This is a genomic window from Sphingomonas adhaesiva (assembly GCF_036946125.1).
GTDB lineage: Bacteria > Pseudomonadota > Alphaproteobacteria > Sphingomonadales > Sphingomonadaceae > Sphingomonas > Sphingomonas adhaesiva_A.
Genome location: NZ_JAQIJT010000002.1, coordinates 1479751 through 1504865 on the forward strand (window position 1 = coordinate 1479751; position 25115 = coordinate 1504865).

Here is a 25115-nt window from a genome sequence, read left to right on the forward strand (position 1 = left end):
ACCATGGACCTGGACGCCATTCAGCAGATCTTCTTCCAGGAATGCGAGGAAGGCCTGGCCGGCATGGAGGGCGCGTTCGCCGCGATCCGTGCAGAGGCCTATGATGCGGAGACGATCAACGGCATCTTCCGCGCGGTCCACTCGATCAAGGGGGGCGCGGGCGCCTTCGGGCACGAGCGGTTGCAGGCCTATACCCATCAGTACGAGACGCTGCTCGACCTGCTGCGCAACGGCTCGCTCGCGCTGACCCCGCCGCTGGTCGACGTCATCGTCGCCGCGTTCGACATGCTCTCCGACCACGTCACCGCCGCGCGCGACGGTGGCGCCGCCCCCGACGATGCGGCGATGCTCGCGCGCCTGATCGCGGCGGCGAGCGGCGAAGCGGCGGCGCCCGAGTCGGCCCCCGCCCCCGCCCCCGCCCCCGCCGACGCGGTGGTCGCGGATGCCGCGCCCGCGGGCGTCGCGGACGATTTCGACGACCTGATGGCGCTGCTCGACGACATGGGCGGCGCCGTGCCGCCGAGCGCCGACGATGCCGACGCCGATGCCGACCTGCCGGGGGCGGATCCGGCCACGCCCGACTGGCACGTCCACTTCCGCCCCACCGCCAGCGCCTTCGACAACGGTGCCGAACCGCTGCTGCTGCTGCGCGAACTGGCGCGGATGGGCGGACGGGTCATGTCCTGCGACACGTCTTCGGTGCCGTCGCTGGCGGCGATGGACCCCAACTCCGGCTATCTCGCGTGGAACGTGGCGCTGCCCGGCACGGTCGACGGCGAGGACATCCGCGCGGTCTTCGAGTTCAGCGACAGCGGCACGATCACGCTGACACAGGGCACCCCGGAGCCCGCGCCCGAGCCGATCACGATCGCAACTCCGGCGCCCGCGCCCGTCCCGGCACCCGTCGCTGCCGCCGCACCGGCACCTGAACCTGCGCCGGCACCGGCGCCGGTGGCCCCGCCCGCGCCTGCCGCCGCCGCCGCCGCGCCGGCTCCCCGCCCCGCCCCCGCGGCTACCCCGGCCCCCGCGCCGGTCGCGGCGCCCGCCGCGGTGGCATCGCAGACGATCCGCGTCGACCTCGACAAGCTCGACCGCCTCGTGAACCTGGTCGGCGAGCTGGTCATCACCCAGGCGATGCTGGCGCAGCGGCTGTCGGGCAACGACATGGGCGGCTGCCCCGAGCTGACCGACCTCGATCACCTGACGCGCGAGTTGCAGGAATCGACCATGGCGATCCGCGCGCAGCCGATGAAGACGGTCTTCAGCCGCGTACCCCGCATCATCCGCGAGCTGGAGGGCGAGACCGGCAAGCGCGTCCGCCTCGATATCGAGGGCGAGATGACCGAGGTCGACAAGACCGTCGTCGAGCGTATAGGCGAGCCGCTGACGCACCTGATCCGCAACGCGGTCGACCACGGTCTGGAGACGACCGAGGAGCGCATCGCCGCGGGCAAGTCCGCGGAAGGCGTCGTCCGCCTGTCGGCCGCGCACCAGTCGGGCCGGATCGTCATCACCGTCGCCGACGACGGCCGCGGCATCGATCGCACGCGCGTCCGCGCCAAGGCGGTCGAGCGCGGCATCATCCCCGCCGACGCGACGCTCAGCGACGAGGAGATCGACAACCTGATCTTCGCGCCCGGCTTCTCCACCGCAGCGACCGTGTCCAACATCTCCGGCCGCGGCGTCGGCATGGACGTGGTGCGCAAGAACGTGCAGGCGCTGGGCGGCCGCATCGGCATCCAGTCGCGCATGGGCCACGGCTCCAGCTTCTCGCTCAGCCTGCCGCTGACGCTTGCGGTGGTGGACGGCATGATCGTCACGGTCGGCGACCAGACCTACGTCATCCCGCTCAGCCATATCGTCGAGAGCCTGCGCCCCAGCGACCGCGCAGTCACCGCGATCGGCCCGGATGGCGCTGTCCTCGACGTGCGCGGCTCGTACGTGCCGATCTACCCCGTCGCCGAGCAGCTGAGCCTGCGCGGGGGCGAGCGCGATCCGGGCAAGGCGGTGCTGATCGTGGTCGAGGGCGCGAACGGCCAGGCCGCGCTGCTCGTCGACACGATCCAGGACCAGCGCCAGGTCGTCGTCAAGAGCCTGGAGGCGAACTATCAGGCGATCGAGGGGCTGGCCGGCGCCACCATCCTGGGCGACGGGCGCGTGGCGCTCATCATCGACGTCGACGCGCTCACCGCGCGCCGCATCCGCCCGACCCGCGGCATGCTCCAGCTGGCGCACGCCGCATGACCGCCGCCGCCCTCCCTCGCGCGCCCCTTTCGCGCGAACCCGCCCGCGAGTTCGGGTTCGAGCCGGCGGACCACCGCGCCATCTCGCGCATGGTCTACGAGGAGCTCGGCATCCTGCTGCCCGACGGCAAGGCGCAGCTGGTCTACGGCCGGGTCGCCCCGCGCGTGCGCGCCTGCGGGCTGACCAGCGTCGGCGACTACGTCAAGCTGATCGAGCGCGACGCGGAGGAGCGCGCCCGCGTCTTCGACGCTCTGACCACGAACCACACCAGCTTCTTTCGCGAAAGCCATCATTTCGACGACTTCTGCGAGCGGATGTGGCCGAAGCTGGCCGACCGCCTCAACCAGGGCGGGCGCGTGCGGCTGTGGTCCGCGGCCTGCTCCAGCGGCGAGGAGCCCTACACCTGGCTCATGGCCGCGCTCGGCACCGATCGCGCCGCGGCGCAGCGGCTGCTGAAGCGCGACATCAAGCTGCTGGCGACCGACGTGTCGCCCAGCGTGCTGACCACCGCGCGCGCCGGCCGGTATTCGGCACAGACGCTGCGCACCGTTCCGGCGCCGCTGCACAAGACGTGGGTCCAGGGTCAGGGCGACGATCTGTCGGTCGACCCGATGCTGCGCGAGGCGATCTCGTTCCTGCCGCTCAACCTGCTCGGCGACTGGCCGATCAAGACGCAGTTCGACACGATCTTCTGCCGCAACGTCATGATCTATTTCGATGAACCGACAAAGGCACGGCTGCAGGCACGGCTGGCCGATCGACTGGAGGTGGGGGGGATGTTCTACATCGGCCATTCAGAGCGGCTGGTCGCCGACGTGGCGAAACGGTTCGAGTGCGTCGGGCGCACCGCTTACCTGAAGGTGAGCGCATGAGCGTCCGTACCCTGATCGTCGACGATTCGATCACGATGCAGGCGCTGATCCGCCGCACGCTCGCCGCCGACCCCGCGATCGAGGTCGTCGGCACCGCGTGCAGCGCGGACGAGGCGCGCGCGCAGATCAAGGCGCTCGACCCCGACGTCGTCACGCTCGACATCGAGATGCCGGGCCTGTCGGGGCTGGAGTTCCTGGAGCGGCTGATGCGGCTGCGCCCCACCCCCGTCGTCATGCTGTCCACGCTGACGTCCGAGGGGGCCGAGGCGAGCATCACCGCGCTCGAGCTGGGCGCCTTCGACTGTTTCGACAAGCTGACGCTGCGCAACCCGGACGACGCGATCCGCCTCCCCGGGCTGGTCCGCGCCGCCTCCGCCACGCGCAACCGCATGGCGCCCACGCCCGTGCGCGCGCCGGTGCCGTCGCAGGACGATTACGTCCCGCGTGACGGCGCGATGATCGCGGTCGGCGCATCGACCGGCGGCGTGGAGGCGCTGATCGAGCTGCTGTCCGGCTTCCCGGCCACCTGCCCGCCGACCGTCATCGTTCAGCACATGCCCGCCAGCTTCACCGCCAGCTTCGCGGCGCGGCTGAACCGGCTGTGCCGTCCGACCGTGGAGGAGGCGCGCCCCGGTGCGCCGCTCGCCGTGGGCAAGGTCTATCTCGCGCCTGGCGGCGACCGCCATCTGGAGATCACCGGCAGCGGTACGAAGCGGATGTGCCGCCTGTCGCCCGGCCCGCGCGTCAGCGGGCACCAGCCCTCGGTCGACCAGCTGTTCCACTCGGTCGCGCGGGTCGCGGGCGCCGATGCGGTGGCCGCGATCCTGACCGGCATGGGCGGCGACGGCGCGGAGGGGATGCTCGCGATGCGCAAGGCCGGTTCGGTCACGATCGGTCAGGACGAGGCGACCAGCGTCGTCTACGGCATGCCCGCGGTCGCGTTCCGCACCGGCGCGGTCGTGCAGCAGCTGCCGCTGCGCAAGATCGCCGCGCGCCTGCTCCAGGAGTGTCGCGCATGAACGCGCTGACCAGACAGGACGGCTTTCGCCGTGTGACCGTGGCGCAAGGCGAGACGAAGGTCAGCCGCGAGGAGGACGTGGTGCTCACCACCGTTCTCGGCAGCTGCATCGCGGCCTGCTTCTACGATCCGATCGTGCGCGTCGGCGGGATCAACCATTATCTCCTCGCCGAGGGGCAGGCCGCCGATCCGGCCTCCATGCAGCGCTACGGCCTGTACGCGATGGAAGTCCTCATCAACGAAATGTTGAAGATGGGCGCGGTACGGCACCGCATGAAGGCACGCATTTTCGGAGGCGCCACGATGCACCGCGGGTTCCGCGACATCGGCGGTGCCAACATCGCCTTCGCCCGACGCTTCCTCCAGGACGAGCGGATTCCGCTCGTGGGCGAGGATGTGGGGGGTACGTGTGCGCGGCGGGTGGAGTTTCGTGCCGCGCTCGGACTGGCGCGATGCCGCAGCGTGACCGACGCCCCGCCGCCGGTGGTGCAGCGTCCGGTCAGGCCCGTGGCCGTCAAGCCGCCGGAGACGACCGGCGACGTCGAATTCTTCTGATGATTGCCCAGAGCCCCAGGGAGCCTCGCAAAGTGACAAAGACGATCATGACCGTCGACGACTCGCCCAGCATGCGGATGCTGCTGCGCGCGGCGCTGACCGACCTCGGCTACCACGTGGTGGAAGCGGAGGACGGCGTTCACGCGATCGAGACGCTGAACGACTTCGAACCGGGCGAGGAGCCCGACCTGCTCATCACCGACATCAACATGCCGCGGATGGACGGGTTCGGGTTGATCGAGCGCCTGCGCGACGAGGGCAATCGGCGCATGCCGATCCTGGTGCTGACCACCGAAAGCTCCGACGAGAAGAAGCAGCGCGCGCGCCTGGCCGGCGCCACCGGCTGGATCGTCAAGCCCTTCCACCCCGAAAAGCTCGCCGCCGCCATCCGGCGCGTGCTGCACTGAGGACCGTTGCGATGGACACCAACACCGGCTCGCGCCAGCTCATCACCTTCCAGCTCGGCGATCAGTATCTCGGCGTCGACATCATGGCGATCCGCGAGATCCGCGCCTGGTCGCCCGCGACCCCGCTGCCCAACGTGCCCGAATATGTGCGCGGCGTGGTGAACCTGCGCGGCGTGGTGCTGCCGGTGCTCGACCTGCGCTACCGCCTGGGCTGGGGCATGACCGAGCCGAGCGCGCGCCACGTCATCATCGTCGTGCGCATCGGCGACCAGTTGCAGGGCATCATCGTCGATGCGGTCAACGACATCGTATCGGTGTCGGCCGACAACATGCAGCCGCTGCCCGACATGGGCGATGCGGATGCGGCGCACTTCCTGGATGGCCTGGCCACGATCGACCAGCGGCTGATCCTGGTGCTGGCGCTGGATCGCCTGGTCGAGCGCGTCGCGATGGCCGACGCTGCCTGATCGTTAACCGTTCGAACGCTATAATTCTCGCATAACCCCTCTAGGAGCTTAGCCCCGTCATGGCCGGAACGAAGGTATTGGTGGTCGATGATTCGCTGACGATGCGAGCGCTGATCTCCGGCGCGCTGGAGCGGATTCCGGGCGTGGAGGTAGTCGGCATGGCCGATGGCGCGGCCGAGGCGCGCGAGCTGGTCGCCTCCGCCCGCCCCGACGTGATGACGCTGGACGTCGAGATGCCCGGGATGAGCGGGCTCGAATATCTGGCGGAGATCATGGAGACCAAGCCCATGCCCGTCATCATGTTCTCGACCCGGACGCAGGAGGGGGCGGCCGAGTCGATCGAGGCATTGCGGCTCGGCGCGATCGACTGTTTCCCGAAGCCGCGCGTGGCCGCGCCGGCGGAGCTGGACGTCATCATCAAGAAGCTGGCCAAGCGGCTGAAGGCGGCGAAGAAGGCCGAGCTGAAGGGGCCGAAGTCGGCGAAGTCGGGCGCGCAGCATCCGCCGATCGACTGGAACGGGCGCCTGCTGCTGGTCGGCGGCGACGCATCGAACACCAAGACGCTGTTCGACATGTTCGCCACCTTCCCCGCCAACTGCCCGCCGACCGTCGTCGTCCAGCACCTGGGCGTCGGCATGGTCGAAAGCATGGCGGAGAAGCTGGCCGAGCAGGTCGCGCCCAGGGTCGTGATCGCGGCGGACGGCATGAAGCTGGAACAGGGCACGATCTACCTGGCGCCCCCGGGCGACGCGCATGTCGTCGTCGATCAATGGCCGGAGGGCAGTCTGCGCCTCCTTCCGCGCGAGCCGGTGGCGGGCGAGCGCCCCTCGATCTCGCTGCTGTTCGCCTCCGCGGCGAAGGCGGCGGCCGCCAATGCGGTCGGCGTGCTGATGCTCGATGCGAACGAGGACGGCGCCGGCGGGCTGAAGGCGCTGTCCGCGGCCGGCGGCTATGCCTTCACCCCGGCGGAAGAGGGCGGCTTCACGCTCCAGCGCGGCATGGTGTCGCAGGCGGTGGCCACCGACGCGCTGACCGCGGGCGTCATGAAGCTGTGCGCGAAATGACCGCCCCGACCGGCCCCCTGACCGCAGAAGCCGCCGTGCCCCGCGCGCTCACGCAGGCGCTGGCGGCGGAGCTGGTCCAGGCGTCGAACATGCTGGCCGACCTCGCCTATGATCTGGGCAGCGACCAGGATACGCTGCGGCGCCATATGGCGAGCCTGCAACGCATCGACCACGTGACGCAGATGCAGCTCGCCATCGCCGACCTGCTCCGCGTCCCCGACGACATGGCCGCCAACGTCGCGCATGTGACGCTGGAGGACATGGCCGTCCGGCTGAAGGGCGCGCTGTCGTAATCCCCCGTCACCCCGGATCACGTCCGGGATGACGGCCCGATATCGATCACCCGGTCTCCCAGCCGCTCCGCCTCTGCGCGGTCGTGCGTCACCATCAGGATCGGGCGGCGCTCGCTGTCGCGCACCCGCTCGATCGCGCGCATCGCCTCCTCGCGTCGCGCCGGATCGAGCGACGACAGCGGCTCGTCGAGCAGCAGGAACGCCGGCTCGCTCAGCAGCGCCCGCGCGATCGCCACCCGCCGCGCCTCGCCGCCCGACAGCGTCCGCGGCCAGCGATCCAGCAGATGCGCGATGTCCAGCGTCGCCGCCACCTCCGCCAGCCGGCCTGCGTCGCGCGCGCCGTAGAGCATGTTCGCACGAACGCGGCGATGCGGGAACAAACGCGCATCCTGAAAGACATAGCCGGCGCTCCTGCGATCGGGCGGCACGTTGGTCGCCGCGTCGAACAGCGTCCGCCCCGCCACCCGCACATGCCCGCGATCGGGCGTCAGCAGCCCCGCGATCATATGCAGCAGCGTCGTCTTGCCGATCCCCGAGGGCCCCGCCAGCACCGTCAGCCCGTCGCCGGCGACGAACCGCGCCGCGACGGTCGCATCCCCCCGGCGCAGCGCGACATCGACGTCAAAGGACACGCACGCCCCTCCCCGCCCGCCGCACCAGCGCCTCCGACACGATCAGCGCGACCAGCGACAGCGCGACCGACATTCCCGCCAGCCGCCACACCTCCGCCTCGCCGCCGGGCCGCTGGAGCGCGGCGTAGATCGCGAGCGGCAGCGTCTGAGTCTCGCCCGGCACGTTCGAGACGAAGGTGATCGTCGCGCCGAACTCGCCGATCGACCGTGCGAAGCCCAGCACCGCGCCCGCCGCGACGCCGGGCGCGGCGAGCGGCAGCGTGATCGTCGCGAAGGTGCGCCAGCGCCCCGCCCCCAGCGTGCGCGCGGCTTCCTCCAGCCGCCGGTCGACCGCCTCGATCGACAGCCGCATCGCGCGCACCATCAGCGGCAGCGCCATGACCCCGGCGGCGATCGCCGCGCCGGTCCAGCGGAACAGCACGCTGACCCCGAACCAGCGCTCCAGCACCGATCCCACCGGCCCGTTCGGCGCAAAGGCCAGCAGCAGCAGCCAGCCGGTCACCACCGGCGGCACCACCAGCGGCAGATGGATCATCCCGTCGAGCAGGACCTTGCCGGGAAACCGCCCGCGCGCGAGCAGCCAGGCCAGTGCGAACGCGACCGGCAGCATCGCCAGCGTCGCGCTCCCCCCGATCAACAGGGTCAGCCGCACGATCGCGGCAAGATCGTCGCTCAAGGCCGCGCGAAGCCGTGGCGCGCCAGGATCGCCTGCCCCGCCGCCGACAGCAGGAAGCGGCGGAACGCCTCCGCCTCCGGTGTCGCCGCGGTGGTCAGCCGCGCGATCGGATAGACGATCGCCGGATGGCTGCGCGGCGGAAAGATACCCGCCACCCGCACACCGCTCGCCGCGCGCGCATCGGTGGCATAGACCACGCCGTAGGGTGCCGCCCCGCGCTCCACGAGCGCCAGCGCCGCACGAACATTCTCCGCGCGCACCACGCGCGGCGCGACCGCGTCCCACGCGCCCAGATGCCTGAGCGCCGCCTCGCCATATTTGCCCGCCGGCACCGACGCCGGATCCGCCATCGCCAGCGGCCCCGCGCCCAGCACCCGCGCCAGCGCCGCGCCGCGCATCGCCACCACCGATTTTCCCCCGGCCTGCGCGACGACGACCAGCCGGTTGCGCGCCAGCACCGCGCGCGTCCCCCGCACCACAAGACCGCGCCGCGCCACCGCGTCCATCCAGTCGCTGTCGGCGGAGACGAACAGGTCCGCCTTCGCCCCCGCCGTCACCTGCCGCGCCAGCGCCGACGACGCGGCGAACGACAGCACCGGACGCGGATGCCCCGCCCTCGCCCAGGCCGTCGCCGCATCGCTCAGCGCCTCCTGCATGCTCGCCGCCGCCAGCACCAGCGGGGCGCGCGGCTGTGCCGCGGCGGGTACGACGACGATCAGAAACAGGCAGAGCAGGCGAGCCAGAAAACGCATCCCCGCGTTCTCGCACCGTATCCGCCCGGATACAAGGAAGCGTCGCCTCCAAACAACCGTTCCCCGGCGCAGGCCGGGGTCCAGTTGGGTGACGTCTCCGCATCGTTCGAGCCGGACGTAGCTGGACCCCGGCCTGCGCCGGGGTACAGATAGAGGCGGAGGCTAGCCGAAGCCGTGGACACCCGGAACGACGGGACGGCCCTACCCCTCATCCCCCATCCTGAGCGCCGCGATGAACGCCTCCTGCGGGATGCTGACGCTGCCGTACTCGCGCATCTTCAGCTTCCCCTTCTTCTGCTTCTCCAGCAGCTTGCGCTTGCGCGTCGCGTCGCCGCCATAGCATTTGGCGGTCACGTCCTTGCGCATCGCGCTGATCGTCTCGCGCGCGATCACCTTGCCGCCGATCGCCGCCTGGATCGGGATCTTGAACAGATGGCGCGGGATCAGCTCCTTCAGCCGCTCGCACATCCCGCGGCCGCGCGTCTCCGCGGTGCCGCGGTGGACGATCATCGACAGCGCGTCGACCGGCTCCTCGTTGACCAGGATGCTCATCTTGACCAGGTCGCCCTCGCGGTAGCCGACCTGGTGGTAGTCGAAGCTGGCATAGCCCTTCGACAGCGACTTCAGCCGGTCGTAGAAGTCGAAGACGACCTCGTTGAGCGGCAGCTCGTAGGTCGCCTGCGCGCGCCCGCCGACATAGGTCAGGTTCTTCTGGATGCCGCGGCGGTCCTGACACAGCTTCAGGATGCTGCCGAGATATTCGTCGGGGACGTAGATCGTCGCCTCGATCCACGGCTCGGCGATGCTCTCGATCTTGTTGGGATCGGGCATGTCGGCGGGATTGTGCAGCTCGACATGCCCGCCGCCGTGCGTCAGCTCGATCTGATAGACCACCGACGGCGCGGTGGTGATGAGGTCGAGGTCGTATTCGCGCGTCAGCCGCTCCTGGATGATCTCCAGATGCAGCAGCCCCAGGAATCCGCAGCGGAAGCCGAAGCCGAGCGCCGCCGACGTCTCCATCTCGAAGCTGAACGACGCATCGTTCAGCCGCAGCCGCGAAATGCTCTCGCGCAGCTTCTCGAAGTCGTTGGCGTCGACCGGGAACAGCCCGCAGAACACGACCGGCTGGACTTCCTTGAACCCCGGCAGCGCCTCGGCGGCGGGCTTCTTCGCGTCGGTCAGCGTGTCGCCGACGCGCGCCTGCGCCACGTCCTTGATCTGCGCGGTGATGAAGCCGATCTCGCCCGGGCCCAGGTCGTTCAGCTGCTCGATCTTGGGGCGGAAGCAGCCGACGCGGTCGATCAGGTGCGTCGTCCCGGCCTGCATGAAGGTGACCTGCTGCCCCTTCCTCAGCACGCCGTCGATCACGCGCACCAGGATCATGACGCCCAGATACGGGTCGTACCAGCTGTCGACCAGCATCGCCTTCAGCGGCGCGTTCGCGTCGCCCCGGGGCGCCGGGATCTTGCGGACGATCGCCTCCAGGATGTCGGGGATGCCGATCCCCGACTTCGCGCTCGCCAGCACCGCCTCGGACGCGTCGATGCCGATCACGTCCTCGATCTCGGTCCGGACCTTCTCGGGCTCGGCGGCGGGCAGGTCGATCTTGTTGATGACGGGCACGATCTCGTGGTCGTGCTCGATCGACTGATAGACGTTGGCCAGCGTCTGCGCCTCGACGCCCTGCGCCGCGTCGACCACCAGCAGCGCGCCCTCGCACGCCGCCAGGCTCCGCGACACCTCATAGGCGAAATCGACGTGCCCGGGCGTATCCATCAGGTTCAGCGTATAGGTCTCGCCGTCCGACGCCTTGTAGGACAGGCGCACGGTCTGCGCCTTGATGGTGATCCCGCGCTCCTTCTCGATCTCCATATTGTCGAGCACCTGCTCGCTCATCTCGCGGTCGGAGAGGCCTCCCGTGGCCTGGATCAGCCGGTCGGCGAGCGTCGACTTGCCGTGGTCGATATGCGCGATGATGGAGAAGTTGCGGATCGTGTCGAGCGAAGTGGCCATGATCCCCGCGCGCCTAGCGCAGCCGGCGCCCCGGTGCTAGGCCTTTGGCAGGACAGGCCGCGCGGGGGCGTGCGCATCGGTCCGATCGATATGGGGGAATGCCAATGAATGCACGTATCGTCGTCGCTGCGCTGCTGGGCGCCGGGCTCGTCGCCGCCGCTCCGGCGCGCGCGCAGAAGCTGGCCAAGGCGTCCAGCGGCCAGCGCCTGCAGGAACAGACCGCCGCCGACGTGCCGCACTGCCTGCGCAAGCTGGGCTCGCTGTCGATCGTCGACGGCGACGATCCGCGGCCGTGGACGCAGTACAGCCTGGCGCCGCCGTCGAAGCTGCTGAAGGTGCTGGTGCAGCGCTCGGGCTGTTTCAACCTGGTCGATCGCGGATCGGGCCTACAGGCGGCGCAACGCGAGCGCGACATCGGCGGCGGGCTGGGCCTCCAGCGCGGCTCCAACGTCGGGCAGGGGCAGATCAAGGCGGCGGATTACGTGCTGGTCGCGGAGATCCAGGGCGCGAATTCCAACGTCAGCGGCGGCGGCGCCGCGGCGGGGATCGGCGGGCTGCTGGGCGGGCGGGTCGGCGGCCTGCTGGGCGGCATCGGCAGCAAGAAGATGGAGGCGAACACCGTCCTGTCGCTCACGAACGTCCGCACGACCGAGACGATCGCGACCGAGGACGGCTATGCCGCGAAGAACAACCTGACCTTCGGCGGCGGCGGCTTCCTGGCGGTGGGCGGCGCGGTCGGCGGCGGCTACGACAATACCGACATCGGTCGCATCGTGACGCTGTCGTTCATCCAGGCGTATTCGCGCATGGTCACCAGCCTGGGCCTCGTCACGCCGGGCGACGCAGGGACGGCGCAGGCCGCACCGGCGAAGACCTTCACCGCACAGGCGCCCGTCGCGATGCGCGCCAGCGCGCTCGCCACCGCGAAGGCGATCCGCACCCTTCCCGTGGGCGCGATCGTCTATCCCACCGGCAACAGGAACGGCCTGTGGTGGGAAGTCGCCGATGAGAACGACAATGTCGGCTGGGTGCTGAACACGAAGCTGGCCCCCTCCAACTGATGCACCGCTTCGGGCGGCGTCAGCGCGCCGCCCGAAGCGCCTCCAGCGTGCGACGATAGCGGCACGCGCCCGCGCCGCTCACCGGCGCCCAGCGCACGCCGCGCCGCTCCAGCTCGCAACGCGACAGGTCGAAGAAGCGCCGCCGTTCCTCCGCACGACCGAACATCCGCGTCCCGTCCTCCACCCACGGCAGGTCGATGTCGAACAGCAGGTAGAGGTCCGCCGTCCCCTGCCAGCGGTCGAACCACGGATCGCGCGTGCCGAACATCATGTCGGCCCACACCGCGGTCATCAGCGGATCGGTGTCGAGCAGCACCGGCGCGCCACCCGACCGCGCCACCGCGGCACGGGTCTGCGCATCATGCTCCTGCGCGATGTGCACCAGGTCCGCCATCGTCATGTCGGTGCCATGCGCCTCGGCCCAGGTGCGGCCGTATTCGTCGACCACCTCCGCGCCCAGCCGGCGCGCCAGTCGCGGCGCGATCGTCGACTTGCCCGTGCTCTCCGGCCCGTGGAGGCAGATCGTCCGCCAGCTCATGCCGCGCGCCGCCACGCCAGCAGCCCCGCGACCGCCAGTCCCAGATAAACGAGGTAGAGGAGCGCGAAGAGCATCAGCCCCTTGGTGACGTAGAGCGGGATCGAGGCCAGGTCGACCGCGATCCACAACCACCAGTTTTCGACCCGGCGCTGCGCCATCAGGATCTGCGCCGCGACGCTGGCGGTCGCGATCCCGGCGTCCCACCACGGATAGGACGCGTCGGTGAAGCGGTGCATCCCCGCGCCCCACAGCACCGCCGCGATGACGATCCCGCCCAGCCACATCGCCCGCGCGCCCGGCGTCAGATACGCTACCGCCACGACGCCGGTCGTCTGCCGCGCGCTCGCCCAGTTCGCCCAGCCATACAGGTTCGCGGCGATGAAGAAGAGCTGGAGCAGCGCGTCGGAATACAGCCGCGCCTCGAACACCACGACGCCCAGCAGCGCGACCGCGACGATGCCGGTCGGGAAGGTCCACACGCTGCGCCACGCGGCCAACGCGACACAGGCGATCCCCAGCAGGGTTGCAATCCATTCCAATACCGACATGACCGCGTCCGTAGAGCCAGACGGCGGGCAAGGGAAACGCCATTGCGCGCGCCGCGTGGCAATTCGCGCCCGCACGCGGGATGACGGGCGGCGCCACCCGCTTGCCTCCTGCCCGCAACCGCTTACGATGGCAGGCAAAGGAGATGAGAGGATGCGTCACGTCGCGGTCATCGGCTCCGGGCCGGCGGGCTATTATACCGCGGAGGCCTGCCAGAAGGCGTTCGGCGATGCGGTGCGCGTCGACATCATCGACAAGCTGCCGGTCCCGTTCGGGCTGATCCGCTCCGGCGTCGCCCCCGATCACCAGTCGATCAAGGGCGTCAGCCGCCGGTACGAGGCGACCGCGCTCAGCGACAACGTCCGCTTCGTCGGCCATGTCAGCGTCGGGACCGACGTGACGATCCCCGAACTGCTCGATCGCTACGACGCGGTCGTGCTCGCCACCGGCGCGCCGCAGGACCGCCCGCTCGGCATCCCCGGCGCCGACCTCCCTGGGGTCGTCGGATCGGCGGCGTTCGTCGGATGGTACAACGGCCATCCCGATCATGCCGCGCTCGCCCCAGCCCTGTCGGGGCCGGGTGCGGTGGTGATCGGTGCGGGCAACGTCGCGCTCGACGTGGCGCGCATCCTCGCAAAGACCGCCGACGAGTTCGCCGGCTCGGACATCGTCACACACGCGCTCGATGCGCTGTCGATCCAGTCGAGCGAGGCGATCACCATCGTCGCGCGCCGCGGCCCGCACCAGATCGCGATGACGCCGAAGGAACTCGCCGAACTGGCGCATCTGTCGCGCGCGCTGCCCGTCGTCGATCCCGCCGATCTGCCGCCGGGCGCGGACGATGCGGTGCTGGACCCCGGCACGCGCAAAGCGGTGGCGCATCTGCGCGCCTTCGCCGATCACCCGCGCGCCGGCGACGATGCGAAGACCGTGCCGATCGTCTTCGACTTCTTCGCGCAGCCGGTCGCGATCGAGGGCGACGGGCGCGTCGAGCGCGTCATCGTCGAGCGCACCCGCCTCGACGAGCAGGGCCGCGCGATCGCCACCGGCGAGACCTACGCCATCCCGGCGCAGCTGGTGGTCAGCTGCATCGGCTATCAGACGCCGCGGGTCGACGGCGTCCCCTATGACGAGAAGCTCGGCCGCTTCGCCAATGACGAGGGGCGGATCGCGCCCGGGCTCTACGCGGTCGGCTGGGCGCGCCGGGGCCCGACCGGCACGATCGGCACCAACCGCCCCGACGGCTTCCTCATCGCCGATCACATCGCCGCCGACACCACCGGCGACAGCGGCAAGCAGGGCCGCCCGGCACTCGACGCGCTGCTCGCCGCGCGCGGAGTCGATGTCGTCACCTTCCGCGACTGGCAGAATATCGAGAAGGCCGAGATCGCGAATGCGCGTGACGGTGCCCCGCGTGAGAAATTCACCGGGGTCGATGCGATGCTGGAGGCACGAAAATAGCCGCAGATGATGGCTTGCGCGTCCGCGAACCGCTGATATAAGCCGCGCCCTGTCCACGGCCGATCGGCCGCGCGGCACCCTGGTCGGGGAATAGCTCAGCCTGGTAGAGCACTGCCTTCGGGAGGCAGGGGCCGGAGGTTCGAATCCTCTTTCCCCGACCAACTTCATTTTTTCGTTGTAATGCAATGATTTAGGCGGCCAAGTGAGACTGCCTATGTAGCATAAGAACGTAGCAGTCTCCGGGGAAAAATTTTTCCAGCTTCATCCGTGTCGCGTCGTTGAAGCCTCGCTCCCGACTCACCTATGCGGGTCGCCGCTGTCGGCATCGATCCGCCAAAACGGTAAGGTGGTTACCCCCCTCCCCTAACGAATAGGAAGCGGGTATCGTCTTCGCGGGACGACCTGCGACTTCAAAGCGACGATGGCTTCCGACCGGCACCCGCTGCCGCTAGCCTCTTTTAATGGCAAGCCGGCCCGCTGATCATTGCGATCGGCACAAGCGTGGTCACTTCAAGATTGCTATCGGTTGATTAGTCAAATACCAAAAGCATAACAATGTATCGTCCCAAGAAGCTACTTCTATTTTATAAATTTGAACTTTTCTTTTATCATGTTTACCACAATCTCCATACGCACTGCATCGGGATTTTCCATGGTTCTACGCAGGTCGTGTAAATATTCTCGGTGACACCATTGTCTAAACACAGGAAAGCGCTCCGTTTTCATTATGTCATACGGCATGGGATCGGGCTTTGCTGTTATTCTTTCAACCATAAGCCGACGTTCACGCCACGCTAGAAAATCTGCGGCCTGTAAAGGCTCGCAATTGGCGTCGCTCAAAAAAATTGGCTCACGTCGAATTCTCTGTTGATGAACAATTGGAGATTGGGCAACAAACTCCGACCAAACCTCCTTTATCTTACCAGACAGACTGTGTTCATCGAAAACAAACTGTATTTCTTGAGAAAAATCCGTATTATTACATGTAAGAATTACAAGCTGGTATAGCAAAAATCCATATGAGGTTCTGTATATAGGGTGATCAGTCTCCGTAATAACTTCGTCTAATTCAGATTTAGAAACTATAACCGAAACTCCACAATCAACATTCTCCCCTATCAGCCTTCTAAAATATCCAATTACCTCCCTCCTTCGACTCTCATCTTCCGAAAACCGGATAAACAGTTCTGCCGTATGAAAAGTGTCAAGCCTGTATCCCTTTAGGGCATTTTTCCATTCAGCGGTGAACCTTTTCCATCGCTTTCTTGATCCAATCACACCGCTAAGAACTAGAATGTCGGGGTTAGCATTTTCACTCTCGTCAACGTAGACATAAAGCATGGGCAATCCTCAACGTTGTTATGCGAAACTAGCTTAGCCTAGCTCGGCATCAGTTTGCACGCGAGTCTATGCCATGGTCGAAAAGCCGCCTAAGTTCGCCTTTGTCGAAGTGAGCCAATCCGAACAAAACTTGCAAGTTTCGCGCTCCGCTAGCGTATACCCTTCCGGGACGTTCTCATGAGACGCTCTTAATGTCCCATTAGGGTTGACTCCGAACCATTGAGACGTATGACTCGCATCTTCTAGAGTCTATTGAGACGGGATGCGGTCATGCTGGTAGGTTACGCGAGGGTGTCGTCGGCAGGGCAATCGCTGGACGTGCAGTTTGATGCCCTCAAGGCTGCTGGCTGCGAGAAGCTGTTTGCCGAAAAGGAAAGCGGGACCAGCACCGACAACCGCAAGGCGCTAGCCGACGCGTTGGATTTCATCCGTGAGAATGACACCCTTCTTGTTAGCCGGATCGACAGGCTGGCGAGATCGGTTGGCGACTTGGAGACGATCGTCGCCACCATCAAGCGCAAGGGTGCCTTCCTCAAGGCCATCGAACAGCCAATCGATACGTCGTCGCCCGCCGGTGTCGCGTTCCTACAGATGCTGGGCGTCTTTGCGCAGTTCGAGACTGCTATTCGTAAAGAGCGTCAGGCGGAAGGCATCGCCAAGGCCAAGGCGGAAGGACGCTACAAGGGCCGCAAGCCGACTGTGGACGTGAACGAGGTTCGGTCGCTTAGGGCAGAGGGCGTCCGCCCGGTGGATATTGCAGCCAAGCTGGGGATCGCACGGGCGAGCGTCTATCGGGCGTTGGCAGACGCATAATTGATGGCAGGTTGTCCTCGCCCGATCCATTGAACCGCGTTCGCCGTATGTTCTACGAGCCGCTCCATGGTCGGTGGGATTCGCAATCTACGGAAGCTTGCCCATCAAGGGGGGACGATCCAAGCGACCTGCCGCGCCTGTAAGAAGGTCGCCCTCTTCTCTCCCTTCGAGCTATTCACGTTCTTCCGGCAACGAGGTTGGCCAGATTCATGGCCCGACTTCGCCCAACGCTTACGATGCGCTGGTAGCGACGGATGCGGGGCCAGGAACCCGAAGGTGGCATGGCTTTCGAGCGATCCACCACCCCCGACGCCAGCGCCCCCACGTCCGAGGTTGGTGAGAACGACGGAGACGAAGGTCGATACTTCGGAGTGGGAGAAGGCCCGGCGTAGAAGGGGGCGGTGATCGACGGCGCTGAAATCGCTGCGTGCGTCCGTGAATAACGAACTGTCAGTTGCGATCCACGCTGATCCACGTCATCACACCCATGCAGTCCCGCAGATTCGGGCTGCGGGGCCTAGAAACCCCAAAAGCTCTCGGCCGGTCGCATCAGTTGCGGCCGGGTGGTCGCGTTATGTCCAAGGCTTCGCCCAAAAGCGCGGCGCCTTGGCGAGAGCTTAGGTTTCTAGCACCCGGCTCAATGCCGGGGCGCCCCTAGATCAAAGGGGGGCACATGATACTCTTTTCTTTCGCTGCTTTATATCTCGCGCAAGCGGGCCATGCCGCAGATTACGCGCCCGCCCAAATGCTTGTAGCCAAATCCGAAAAGAAGACGAGCGTGTCTGATTGGCGCTCAATCGCGTTTGATAATTTGACAGCGTTCGCTGAAACGTCGGGTATGCAGTATGTTTCGGAGATACGATGCCGAACGAATAGAGAAATTGGGATACGCGAGAAGGTGCAGGTTCAGGCCCGAAGAATAATCATACCTCATAAGCTCAATGATTACATGGCTCGAACATTCGAAAAACGGATCAAAAGCATATCGCTAAATCCGTATGAAGAGCCATGCGACCTATCTAACCTGAATGAATATAGAAGGCTGACGTCATCGTTTGAGACTAAGTATGAACATGCTTTGAAAATGGCTAATATAGAATGACCCTTCGCCAAGCGCCGCGCAAGAGCATCCGGCTTTTAAGTATCTGTGCACTCCTGTCCGTCATCATAGCGGCGACTTCGCTCGCGCTTTGGGCATACGAGCGATACCAGACCCAGCAAATCTTGAACCGCAACGTTACCGCAGCCGCTGATGAGTATGCAGACGCAATGCGGAACCTCAATGACGAGTTAGAGCGATTCCGACATTCACCGTGAGGATAACAAGGCAACGCTCGAACATCGCTCCGTGACAACCATCATGAGGCTCGCTTATGCTATCCGTTCTTGTTGCGGCACTCATTGTTCAGCCAGAGATTGCCAAGATTGATGATGCTACCCCAACGATTGAGCAGAAGGGAGAGAAGAACGGTAAAAGGGTATACCGCGTTCTCTACAAGGGCGACAAATTCAAAGTCGAGATTGATGATCGGTCGATCAAGGTGGATCGAAAAGAGAAGGCGTTCAAAAGCAACACCGGTCCCGAAAAGCGCGACCTGATGCGGGAGGTTGCCCGGTTTATGACTCCGTGCAAGTTGCAGAACGAGTATTTCAATATATGGGAATACGCCTTGGAGGCTAACCTCGATTGTACCGATCAGCGCGAGGGCAAGTAGGTGCTACGGCCCACGCGCAAGCATCGCCCCTCACCCTCGCATCCATGATCCTCACCGCGCCGGGTTGCGGCCCGCTCAAATAGGCTACAACCTCCGGTGATGACAAAGCAGGAGCGGCTATGGTCCCGGTATTGGGGCATCCGGGATAATCACAAGAACGGCTTTGCATTCCCGATCCTCCGCCACCTTGCCCTTCGTCGCGATCCGTTGGCAATGGTGGAGCTTGGCACCACACTCGACAAGCGGGGCCGAATAGCTGATCCGTATAGCCAAGAGGGGCTTGCCTATCGGGCGTTCCGGCGCGGCCATCTAATTGCTGCACAGCACCTTGCCATGAACGCGTTTAACAGGTCCGACCTTGCCGGATATCGGCACTGGCTGGCTCGCGCCGCTCGATCAGGTGATGGGGATGCGGCTAAGGAGCTACGCCGGTTTGAAGTGCGATTGCCCCATGAAGACGCGGGCCGCATCCGGCGAAAGCGTCCGCTTCGGCGCTCCGATTTCCTTTGATCTAGCGACGGTGATCGTGGCTGGTATGAACAAGCCGACGATGACGGTACCGGACTGACAGATGGCTTTGCCACTGTAAGTGCTATGATCTACCTAAGCCTTGTCGACGACGTGGGGCATGATTGCGGTGACGAACAACGAGGGGCCGATCGTTCAGGCCGAAAAGGTAGCGACAGAAGAAAATAAGCGCGTTTGGAGCAAGGGATTCCATGTAGCACTTGATGTTTTTTCTATAATCTTTTGGTCATATGCAATAATCAAGGTTTTTATCTTCGATATTGATACAGCGATAGTAAGTTATTTGCCACCAGTCTTTTCATTGGCGTTAAAATATAAGATACTCATCATTTTACTGTCACTTAGTGCCACTATGCTTATAACAAAAAGCCTGTCCCTTTTGGCTGCGGTAGCTTATGTTTCTTTATTTCCCTTGATTCTAATATTTTGGAAGGGGCCGAAAACGATATGGCGGAAAGGTGGGTGGTTGCTAGTATTTGCTTCGCTCAATGCGATATTCAGTACTTTCTCATCGTTTAAGTCTAAGTTCATATCTGTTACCGTTGCTGTATTATCTATTGTTGCCATTATAGTATCGTCTAACGTATTAGTTCTGCGGGTTTTTAGTATTCTTTTATTTATAATTCTTGTTCACTCCTACACGATTGCCTGCGTTAAGGCATTCAAACCGTCAGCCATATTCAAGGCATATAAATCTGCCTTTCCCGCTGTAAGAAATTCGGAATTCCTCAAGATGGATGAAAAAATAACGCTTATTCCTGTTCCGCAAATGTCAGAAGGTGAGATCAAGTTAAGAAATAGTGCGATGCAGAATGTTGTTATCTACAATCGTATTTGCTTGTTTCTAGCAAAGCGCCTTAGAGATTATCAGAGAAGTGGTCTGAATAAACTTGCGAATATTGGCGGAGTTGTCCGTCTTCTCATGCTTACCATTATTGTATTCTCAATTATAAACTTTGCGGCTTATAAGGTCGATGCATATTCATTTCAGTTTAGCTATAGTAGACCAACCTTCTTCTCGTTCATATACTATGCCACCGGAAGCATGTTCTACGCATCAAACGGCATGGCGCCGACGGCAGTCGTGTCGCAAGCTATCCAAATTGCTCAATTTGGCTTTAGTGTTGGATTGCTTGTAATCTTTATTACAATCGTATTGGCTACGCGTGACGAAAAGTATGGCGCGGAAGTGGCCGAAGTGATCCGCTCGGCGGAGCAAGAAAGTGAGGCAATGGATAGATTAGTTCGGTCAAGCTTTAATATGAATAGCATTGATGCGGCGATAGAGGCTTTGCAGTCTGCCAAGTCAGAACTCATTGGCATGATAATAGCTATTACTAAAAGTATCGATAGTAACGAAGATTTTAAGAGTCGGGATTAATTATCGGCCAACAATTCGATCGGGCACGGCGTCCGCAATGCCCCCTCGTTTCGCCCAAGAGGCTTGTACAGCGCGATTATGGGACATTAGCCAGCTACCCGCGTCAAAGCCACCGATGCCCTCTGGCGGGCTTCTACGCGGCAAATTCCGATAGATGCGATTTGGTAGTCTCACCCCCTGTGTCGCGTTCTTCGCTGCTAATAATCACTACCCCTATGGTTGAGGGCAAGTCGATGTCCTACCAGTTTTCACTTACCCTTTTACCTGTGCCTTTCCAGCCGACCAAGGCCTAAACCCTAACCTCACACTGCAACAACAGGAAAAGAAGAAGGGGGCATCATGTCCCCTCTTTCGTCATATCAAGCCGCCTTCTTCAATCCGTGGCTCATAACGAACTCATTGTTTCTCATGACAATGCCAAGTGCCTTAATGCCATCCTTGAACCGTTGGTCCCTTAAGATTGGCGTTAGGTAGGATTTGGAATTGCCTCCGCACGCTTCACGAAGCTCCTTCTTGCTGACCACTAGCCGCCCTTCGATCAGTGATGCTAGTATCCGTAGCACCCGATCAACCTTCTTTTCCTTCTTCTTTGGTATTGGAAGCCAAGCGTCAATCTGTGCGCCGGGGAAGGTTTCCTTGATCGCTTCCCGCCGCCAGTCTCCGTCTGGCATAATGAGGTAGGCGTTGGCGGCACCGCACATAGCCCCGTCTCTCTGGCGTACCGCTACACGGCAAATCGCCTGATAGACGTTGTGTTTGAACGCCTCGCGGGCCTGTAGCGCGCGTTGTGCAAGGCTAACCGATCCACCTTCGATACCGCTGGCAGCAAGCGCAAGCGCATCGCACGCTTCATTCGGATACCGGTGGTCCCCGACGATGACGATGTTGGGGAATTCACGGAACTCGTTCGTCCCCTTGTGCCGACCCCAATTGACGACCCGCACCCGGTCAGGATCATCGATCATCGCAGCCAGATCGTCCGGTAGACCAACGCGCTCATCGCTTAGCGCCTTGCAGAACTCCTTGGCCATGCAGATCAAGAAGCCCTCACCCGGCTTCGATTTCGCCAGATCGGCAATGGCCGTGAAGATGGTGGTGCGCTTGGCTCTGTTGTGCATCACCGTCTTGCCCGCCGGTTGATCCCACCAGTGGATGGATAGCCGGTCATAGGCCACCAGAGCGGGTTCCAGATGCACCACCGTCATCCCGTGTGCCGGTAGCTGGTTGTAGCGCTCTGTAAGGCGCGCAGACGCATCTAGGACGAAGAGCGGCCCCATGTCGGCGGGAAGGGATCGCCCCTTACCGATGTAGCCCCATTCCTCCGCACCTTCCGTCTTATCGCTGCTGGTGTTCCGCATATAGGCAACAGACCCCGCCAGCTTCACCAGTTCGGCAAGGGTGCGCTTGGCCGCATCGGGAACGATGGCCTTGGACCTGTATAGCGCATCCGATACGTCGATGACCGATAGAGGGATTTGCAGCATGGCGCCGGAACGACGCTCGACCGACTGAACCAGATCGTCAAAAACCCGCCAATGGGAACCACCAAGCTTCTTGATCGGTGCAACAACCTGATAAAGTTCGGGTAGGGTAAAGGTGCCGCCTTCGGAGGCAAGAAACTCTTCATCCCAAATCCGCAACGCCCTTGATTGCCCGCGATAGAAGAAGCAGGGGGTATTTTCAAAGCTACCCGTTGCTAGTACCCTCTTCCGGGCCATAGAATGGGTTGTAAAGAGAACCGGAACCCGACCGGCGGCATCTAGACCGCTACCATATCTCTTATACTTCTCATCAGCGGTATAGACGGCATAGTCCTCCTTTTCTAAACCAGCATCGGAGATATATGCATCAACCTCTTCTAAGGTGGATAGAATGATGATTGCTCCCCTTCCAAGAAAACCATCAGATTTCCACTTTCTTAGACTTCTTTGAACCGTCCTTGTTTTGTTAGTTCCGCAATCTCCACTGAAGATATGAATATCTTCTTTTAAAATTTCGGTAATAGCCTTCTTCATCGTGTTTTCTAGGATTGAAAAAGCCCTTTCAATCTTCAACACCGGAGTAAGGTGGTTTGAAATTGGGGCAACACCCATCTTCAAAATATACTTCTTCTTTTCTAATATTTTAGCGTATTCTACGTAGCTATTAAACAAGTTGATTCCTTCTATGATTGATGTATAGGTAGTCCATCTTTTCTATATATATGAGAATGGACTACTTGGACAGAGAATGTCCATCTTCTGCTTAAAAATTCAAGGCGTTGTCATGTCCTTGGATGAATCCCGCACACCAAAATTCCCTGCGGTCTTGGCGAAGCCAATGCCGAAGGCAGTAGTCAGATGAGCGGGAGGATTTGACGGCTTAGGGTCCGTCACCCCGGATGAAGCTGCGGTGCAGCCCCATGCCGGTGACAAGGCGGAATTTAGCCGGATGATCGGCGAACGCAATGGCGATTATATAGCCACCTGTTTAGGCTTCTTAAGATTTGTTATAGATATATTTATTCGCGTCCTTGATTTGATGTTAAAAGCCAAGAGCATGACGTTAAGACCGAGCCGGAATTAACACGGACCATTTTCATGATCCAAGAACGCCCCTCGTAAGGACCGCGCATGGGTTCGTCGGAAAGAATCGTTGGAGCCAATTACGCGCGGAAATCCCGATCCTCACTACAGCGCCCGTAGAAGCGCCGCAGGAGGGCAAAAGGGTTAGGGGGTGGTTGAGATAGGCAAAGGGGTCCGGTGGCGTCCTACGGGGCTAGGATCGCCCTTCTACGGCTATCGGCCCGCCATGGCGCCGGTTCGCACGCTCGATCAATGGTGCAAAGTTGACGCCCTCAAATTTCGCACCTTCGATCAACGCGGCAAGTCGCGCGGCGCTTCCCTGACGAATCCTACCATAGCCGCTTGTCACCGTCTTCTGTTTGTGACCGATGGCAACGGCGACTTCATTATCAAGGCACCCAGCCTGTCGTAGTTGATCGGCTAGACCATGACGGAATGAGTGGCTACCAAATCCATCGGCACCTTCCTTGATCCCAATTCGGGTTAGGTAAGTACGCCAGAAGCGCGATGGTGCAGCCATTTGACCCCGATTATTTCGAGTGAGTTCAGGAAATAGCGCTCCCGGCCCACCTTTCAACTCGGACCTACGTTGCTCAACAAACAATAGAAATCCTATTCTTTGCAATATAGAATGAATGGGAGCAATTCTATCTTGCCCGTTTTTCGTACCTTGCTCGCGATCATCATCGTTGCGGATGATCAAAAAGCTATGACCGTCCTCCTGTTGAACATCGTCCACAAACAGTTGCGCTACTTCGCCGATCCTCGCGCCGGTAAACATGGCTACCAATGGAATCCAATACCGCCAGTCGTCCGCCATACAGTCGCCGCGCTTAAACTCCTTTCCTTTCCTCTCGAATCCTGTGAATAGCGGCGACGATAGCATTGCATTTAGCTGATCCGCGCTAAACGGCGGACGAGCGTTTTTGCCTTTCTCAAGGTCGTAGAATAATCCGTCGCAGGGATTACGCTCGGCATAGCCTTCTCGCGTAGCCCACACAAAAAGTGCGGACACGGCAGAAAGGTATTTGTTTACGGTACTTAGTGAAACACCTTCGTCACCTCGCTCGCGCGCAACCTTAACAGCCTCCCGCATCGACAATCCATCATAAAGCTTTCTTTTTTTGTATCCTGACGGAAGAGAGCGAACTGCATTGCGCCAGTCGCGGACTTCTTTTTGTTCGAGCGACTTTAGTATCCGATCACCGCCTACGAATTCGCTGAATAGCTCGATAATCTTACGGTCCTGTTCCAAGCTATCGCGCTTTTTTCGGCCCTCCAATAGCCTTTGGGCGGCATATTGATCGAAAAGGTCGAGAATCCCCTCGCCCGCCTTGGCGCGCTTCTGTCGGTTCTGCTGAACAGTTCGGACGTAATTCGATGGCGATCCGCCATCATCGCCCGCAATCTTCGAACGCGCGCTGGCAAACAGGTCAATACCGCAACGTTGGATCGCGCCAACAAAAAGGCGAAATTCCTCGCCATCCTCCGGCAATAGCCAACTGCGCTTTGCTACCTGTCGACGCGCGATATCGATCCAGAAGCCTTGCTCGCCAGCGTGGAGGTTGCGAACGGCTTCCTTGTGACGGCGGTCAAATGCGTCGGCCAAGGCGGTGTACGCCTTCTCCCCGAAGCGTGCCTTGCGTTTGATCAACGCATCGAGCTTTTCGCCGGCATTTTCGTAACCAACCAAGAGTGCCGCTTCTTCAATCTCGGCGCGCGAGGGTCGGTAAATTTGCGTGTAGTCTGTAGCGCCAGAGCAGGTCGCTGCGGCGATCATCCGCTTCCACTCGGCAAGGATCGGGTAGGCGTTAGCTTCGGCGGCACGTCGATCAGGGGTGCGCAGGGAACGTGTGAGTTCGGCACGACCCATGACCGCGCGAGCGCTGACCGGGATCATCATACGCAGTTGCCAAGACTGCGAGTTTGGCCGCTTGTGGAGGTAGGTCGACAGGCTCATCGCGAGCCTCGTAGGGTGTGAAAACGTAGCATAGGCGCGTAGCATTGCGCAGTCGAGCCAAAATTAAAAGCCTTAGTCCCCAACGTATTAGTCACTTAGACCGCGTTCTTAATTCAATACTTTCTGATCCTCTTTCCCCGACCAACTTACCTTTTCGGCACCGCATGACGACGGTTGACGTGAACCACCTCGTCACCCCGGGCTCGGCCGAGAC

General features: G+C 62.7%; 23 protein-coding genes and 1 tRNA gene. 15 read left to right on the forward strand and 9 right to left on the reverse strand.

The features are described from left to right. The first annotated feature begins 3 nt into the window (after nucleotides 1-3). From PGN23_RS13335 to PGN23_RS13370, 8 genes are read left to right on the forward strand one after another with little or no spacing between them, the layout of a single operon-like run. A complete protein-coding gene (locus tag PGN23_RS13335) occupies nucleotides 4-2244 on the forward strand; it encodes a chemotaxis protein CheA (protein WP_335303416.1) in 2241 nt (746 codons plus the stop codon). Next, entirely contained in the window at nucleotides 2241-3116 is an 876-nt protein-coding gene (locus PGN23_RS13340; protein WP_335303417.1) for a CheR family methyltransferase, read from the forward strand. Before PGN23_RS13335 ends, PGN23_RS13340 begins: the two co-directional genes overlap by 4 nt. Continuing rightward, nucleotides 3113-4135 carry a protein-glutamate methylesterase/protein-glutamine glutaminase gene (locus PGN23_RS13345; protein WP_335303418.1) on the forward strand — a complete coding sequence of 341 codons (1023 nt, stop codon included), beginning with the start codon at nucleotides 3113-3115 and terminating at the stop codon, nucleotides 4133-4135. The genes PGN23_RS13340 and PGN23_RS13345 overlap by 4 nt, the downstream gene beginning before the upstream one ends. After that, complete coding sequence (locus tag PGN23_RS13350; RefSeq protein WP_335303420.1) at nucleotides 4132-4689, forward strand: chemotaxis protein CheD; 558 nt, start codon at nucleotides 4132-4134, stop codon at nucleotides 4687-4689. The genes PGN23_RS13345 and PGN23_RS13350 overlap by 4 nt, the downstream gene beginning before the upstream one ends. A gap of 32 nt (nucleotides 4690-4721) precedes the next feature. After that, complete coding sequence (locus tag PGN23_RS13355; RefSeq protein WP_335303421.1) at nucleotides 4722-5096, forward strand: response regulator; 375 nt, start codon at nucleotides 4722-4724, stop codon at nucleotides 5094-5096. An 11-nt stretch (nucleotides 5097-5107) separates the two neighbouring features. Next, nucleotides 5108-5563: a chemotaxis protein CheW gene (locus PGN23_RS13360; RefSeq protein ID WP_335303422.1), complete on the forward strand. Its 456-nt coding sequence runs from the start codon at nucleotides 5108-5110 to the stop codon at nucleotides 5561-5563. Nucleotides 5564-5622: 59 nt separating this feature from the next. Further along, on the forward strand, nucleotides 5623-6627 hold the full coding sequence (locus PGN23_RS13365) for a chemotaxis protein CheB (protein ID WP_335303424.1): 1005 nt from the start codon (nucleotides 5623-5625) through the stop codon (nucleotides 6625-6627). Beyond that, nucleotides 6624-6920, forward strand: a complete 297-nt coding sequence (locus tag PGN23_RS13370; RefSeq protein ID WP_335303425.1) for a hypothetical protein — start codon at nucleotides 6624-6626, stop codon at nucleotides 6918-6920. The genes PGN23_RS13365 and PGN23_RS13370 overlap by 4 nt, the downstream gene beginning before the upstream one ends. A gap of 17 nt (nucleotides 6921-6937) precedes the next feature. On the opposite strand, the gene PGN23_RS13375 is transcribed toward PGN23_RS13370, so the two are convergent. The 4 genes from PGN23_RS13375 to lepA all read right to left on the reverse strand — a co-directional run bounded on the left by PGN23_RS13375 (nucleotide 6938) and on the right by lepA (nucleotide 10993). Beyond that, entirely contained in the window at nucleotides 6938-7552 is a 615-nt protein-coding gene (locus PGN23_RS13375) for an ATP-binding cassette domain-containing protein (protein ID WP_335303426.1), read from the reverse strand. After that, nucleotides 7542-8228: a molybdate ABC transporter permease subunit gene (gene modB, locus PGN23_RS13380; RefSeq protein ID WP_335303428.1), complete on the reverse strand. Its 687-nt coding sequence runs from the start codon at nucleotides 8226-8228 to the stop codon at nucleotides 7542-7544. The genes PGN23_RS13375 and modB overlap by 11 nt, the downstream gene beginning before the upstream one ends. Then, nucleotides 8225-8980 carry a molybdate ABC transporter substrate-binding protein gene (gene modA / locus PGN23_RS13385; protein ID WP_335303429.1) on the reverse strand — a complete coding sequence of 252 codons (756 nt, stop codon included), beginning with the start codon at nucleotides 8978-8980 and terminating at the stop codon, nucleotides 8225-8227. Before modA ends, modB begins: the two co-directional genes overlap by 4 nt. Nucleotides 8981-9181: 201 nt before the next feature. After that, nucleotides 9182-10993, reverse strand: a complete 1812-nt coding sequence (gene lepA, locus PGN23_RS13390) for a translation elongation factor 4 (RefSeq protein ID WP_335303430.1) — start codon at nucleotides 10991-10993, stop codon at nucleotides 9182-9184. A gap of 104 nt (nucleotides 10994-11097) precedes the next feature. Here lepA and PGN23_RS13395 point away from each other — a divergent pair, with 104 nt between their 5' ends. Then, nucleotides 11098-12054: a CsgG/HfaB family protein gene (locus tag PGN23_RS13395; protein ID WP_335303431.1), complete on the forward strand. Its 957-nt coding sequence runs from the start codon at nucleotides 11098-11100 to the stop codon at nucleotides 12052-12054. A gap of 19 nt (nucleotides 12055-12073) precedes the next feature. On the opposite strand, the gene PGN23_RS13400 is transcribed toward PGN23_RS13395, so the two are convergent. Both PGN23_RS13400 and pnuC read right to left on the reverse strand, forming a co-directional pair. Beyond that, nucleotides 12074-12592 carry an ATP-binding protein gene (locus PGN23_RS13400; protein WP_335303432.1) on the reverse strand — a complete coding sequence of 173 codons (519 nt, stop codon included), beginning with the start codon at nucleotides 12590-12592 and terminating at the stop codon, nucleotides 12074-12076. Continuing rightward, complete coding sequence (gene pnuC / locus PGN23_RS13405; protein ID WP_335303433.1) at nucleotides 12589-13140, reverse strand: nicotinamide riboside transporter PnuC; 552 nt, start codon at nucleotides 13138-13140, stop codon at nucleotides 12589-12591. The genes PGN23_RS13400 and pnuC overlap by 4 nt, the downstream gene beginning before the upstream one ends. Before the next feature lie 151 nt (nucleotides 13141-13291). On the opposite strand from pnuC, the gene PGN23_RS13410 reads away from it, so the two are divergent. Both PGN23_RS13410 and PGN23_RS13415 read left to right on the forward strand, forming a co-directional pair. Beyond that, on the forward strand, nucleotides 13292-14599 hold the full coding sequence (locus PGN23_RS13410; RefSeq protein WP_335303434.1) for an FAD-dependent oxidoreductase: 1308 nt from the start codon (nucleotides 13292-13294) through the stop codon (nucleotides 14597-14599). An 84-nt stretch (nucleotides 14600-14683) separates the two neighbouring features. Beyond that, nucleotides 14684-14760, forward strand: a tRNA-Pro gene (locus PGN23_RS13415). A gap of 418 nt (nucleotides 14761-15178) precedes the next feature. On the opposite strand, the gene PGN23_RS13420 is transcribed toward PGN23_RS13415, so the two are convergent. Then, the gene (locus PGN23_RS13420) at nucleotides 15179-15940 is read right to left on the reverse strand and encodes a DUF3800 domain-containing protein (protein WP_335303435.1); all 762 of its coding nucleotides are present in this window, start codon (nucleotides 15938-15940) and stop codon (nucleotides 15179-15181) included. 270 nt (nucleotides 15941-16210) lie between these two features. Between PGN23_RS13420 and PGN23_RS13425 the strand changes: the two genes are divergently transcribed. The 4 genes from PGN23_RS13425 (at nucleotide 16211) to PGN23_RS13440 (ending at nucleotide 20377) form a co-directional block, all read left to right on the forward strand. Beyond that, nucleotides 16211-16753 (forward strand): recombinase family protein, encoded by a 543-nt coding sequence (locus PGN23_RS13425; protein WP_335303437.1) that lies wholly within the window; start codon nucleotides 16211-16213, stop codon nucleotides 16751-16753. Nucleotides 16754-18126: 1373 nt separating this feature from the next. Further along, nucleotides 18127-18468, forward strand: a complete 342-nt coding sequence (locus tag PGN23_RS13430; RefSeq protein WP_335303438.1) for a hypothetical protein — start codon at nucleotides 18127-18129, stop codon at nucleotides 18466-18468. Between the two features lie 358 nt (nucleotides 18469-18826). Next, on the forward strand, nucleotides 18827-19036 hold the full coding sequence (locus PGN23_RS13435; protein WP_335303440.1) for a hypothetical protein: 210 nt from the start codon (nucleotides 18827-18829) through the stop codon (nucleotides 19034-19036). A 60-nt stretch (nucleotides 19037-19096) separates the two neighbouring features. Further along, nucleotides 19097-20377 carry a hypothetical protein gene (locus tag PGN23_RS13440; RefSeq protein ID WP_335303441.1) on the forward strand — a complete coding sequence of 427 codons (1281 nt, stop codon included), beginning with the start codon at nucleotides 19097-19099 and terminating at the stop codon, nucleotides 20375-20377. A gap of 359 nt (nucleotides 20378-20736) precedes the next feature. Here PGN23_RS13440 and PGN23_RS13445 read toward each other — a convergent pair whose 3' ends face one another. Together PGN23_RS13445 and PGN23_RS13450 are read right to left on the reverse strand one after the other, a co-directional pair. Continuing rightward, nucleotides 20737-22530 carry a hypothetical protein gene (locus PGN23_RS13445; RefSeq protein ID WP_335303442.1) on the reverse strand — a complete coding sequence of 598 codons (1794 nt, stop codon included), beginning with the start codon at nucleotides 22528-22530 and terminating at the stop codon, nucleotides 20737-20739. 604 nt (nucleotides 22531-23134) lie between these two features. Beyond that, nucleotides 23135-24901, reverse strand: a complete 1767-nt coding sequence (locus PGN23_RS13450; protein ID WP_335303443.1) for a site-specific integrase — start codon at nucleotides 24899-24901, stop codon at nucleotides 23135-23137. Between the last annotated feature and the right edge of the window lie 214 nt (nucleotides 24902-25115).

Bases quoted from the DNA above. Each gene is read 5' to 3' on its own strand.
- PGN23_RS13360 (WP_335303422.1), top strand. From the start codon at position 5,108: ATGGACACCAACACCGGCTCGCGCCAGCTCATCACCTTCCAGCTCGGC.
- PGN23_RS13350 (WP_335303420.1), top strand. From the start codon at position 4,132: ATGAACGCGCTGACCAGACAGGACGGCTTTCGCCGTGTGACCGTGGCG.
- PGN23_RS13430 (WP_335303438.1), top strand. From the start codon at position 18,127: ATGCTATCCGTTCTTGTTGCGGCACTCATTGTTCAGCCAGAGATTGCC.
- PGN23_RS13420 (WP_335303435.1), bottom strand. From the start codon at position 15,940: ATGCTTTATGTCTACGTTGACGAGAGTGAAAATGCTAACCCCGACATT.
- PGN23_RS13400 (WP_335303432.1), bottom strand. From the start codon at position 12,592: ATGAGCTGGCGGACGATCTGCCTCCACGGGCCGGAGAGCACGGGCAAG.
- lepA (WP_335303430.1), bottom strand. From the start codon at position 10,993: ATGGCCACTTCGCTCGACACGATCCGCAACTTCTCCATCATCGCGCAT.
- modA (WP_335303429.1), bottom strand. From the start codon at position 8,980: ATGCGTTTTCTGGCTCGCCTGCTCTGCCTGTTTCTGATCGTCGTCGTA.
- PGN23_RS13450 (WP_335303443.1), bottom strand. From the start codon at position 24,901: ATGAGCCTGTCGACCTACCTCCACAAGCGGCCAAACTCGCAGTCTTGG.
- PGN23_RS13340 (WP_335303417.1), top strand. From the start codon at position 2,241: ATGACCGCCGCCGCCCTCCCTCGCGCGCCCCTTTCGCGCGAACCCGCC.
- PGN23_RS13425 (WP_335303437.1), top strand. From the start codon at position 16,211: ATGCTGGTAGGTTACGCGAGGGTGTCGTCGGCAGGGCAATCGCTGGAC.
- PGN23_RS13395 (WP_335303431.1), top strand. From the start codon at position 11,098: ATGAATGCACGTATCGTCGTCGCTGCGCTGCTGGGCGCCGGGCTCGTC.
- PGN23_RS13335 (WP_335303416.1), top strand. From the start codon at position 4: ATGGACCTGGACGCCATTCAGCAGATCTTCTTCCAGGAATGCGAGGAA.
- PGN23_RS13370 (WP_335303425.1), top strand. From the start codon at position 6,624: ATGACCGCCCCGACCGGCCCCCTGACCGCAGAAGCCGCCGTGCCCCGC.
- PGN23_RS13410 (WP_335303434.1), top strand. From the start codon at position 13,292: ATGCGTCACGTCGCGGTCATCGGCTCCGGGCCGGCGGGCTATTATACC.
- PGN23_RS13345 (WP_335303418.1), top strand. From the start codon at position 3,113: ATGAGCGTCCGTACCCTGATCGTCGACGATTCGATCACGATGCAGGCG.
- PGN23_RS13440 (WP_335303441.1), top strand. From the start codon at position 19,097: ATGATTGCGGTGACGAACAACGAGGGGCCGATCGTTCAGGCCGAAAAG.
- PGN23_RS13365 (WP_335303424.1), top strand. From the start codon at position 5,623: ATGGCCGGAACGAAGGTATTGGTGGTCGATGATTCGCTGACGATGCGA.
- pnuC (WP_335303433.1), bottom strand. From the start codon at position 13,140: ATGTCGGTATTGGAATGGATTGCAACCCTGCTGGGGATCGCCTGTGTC.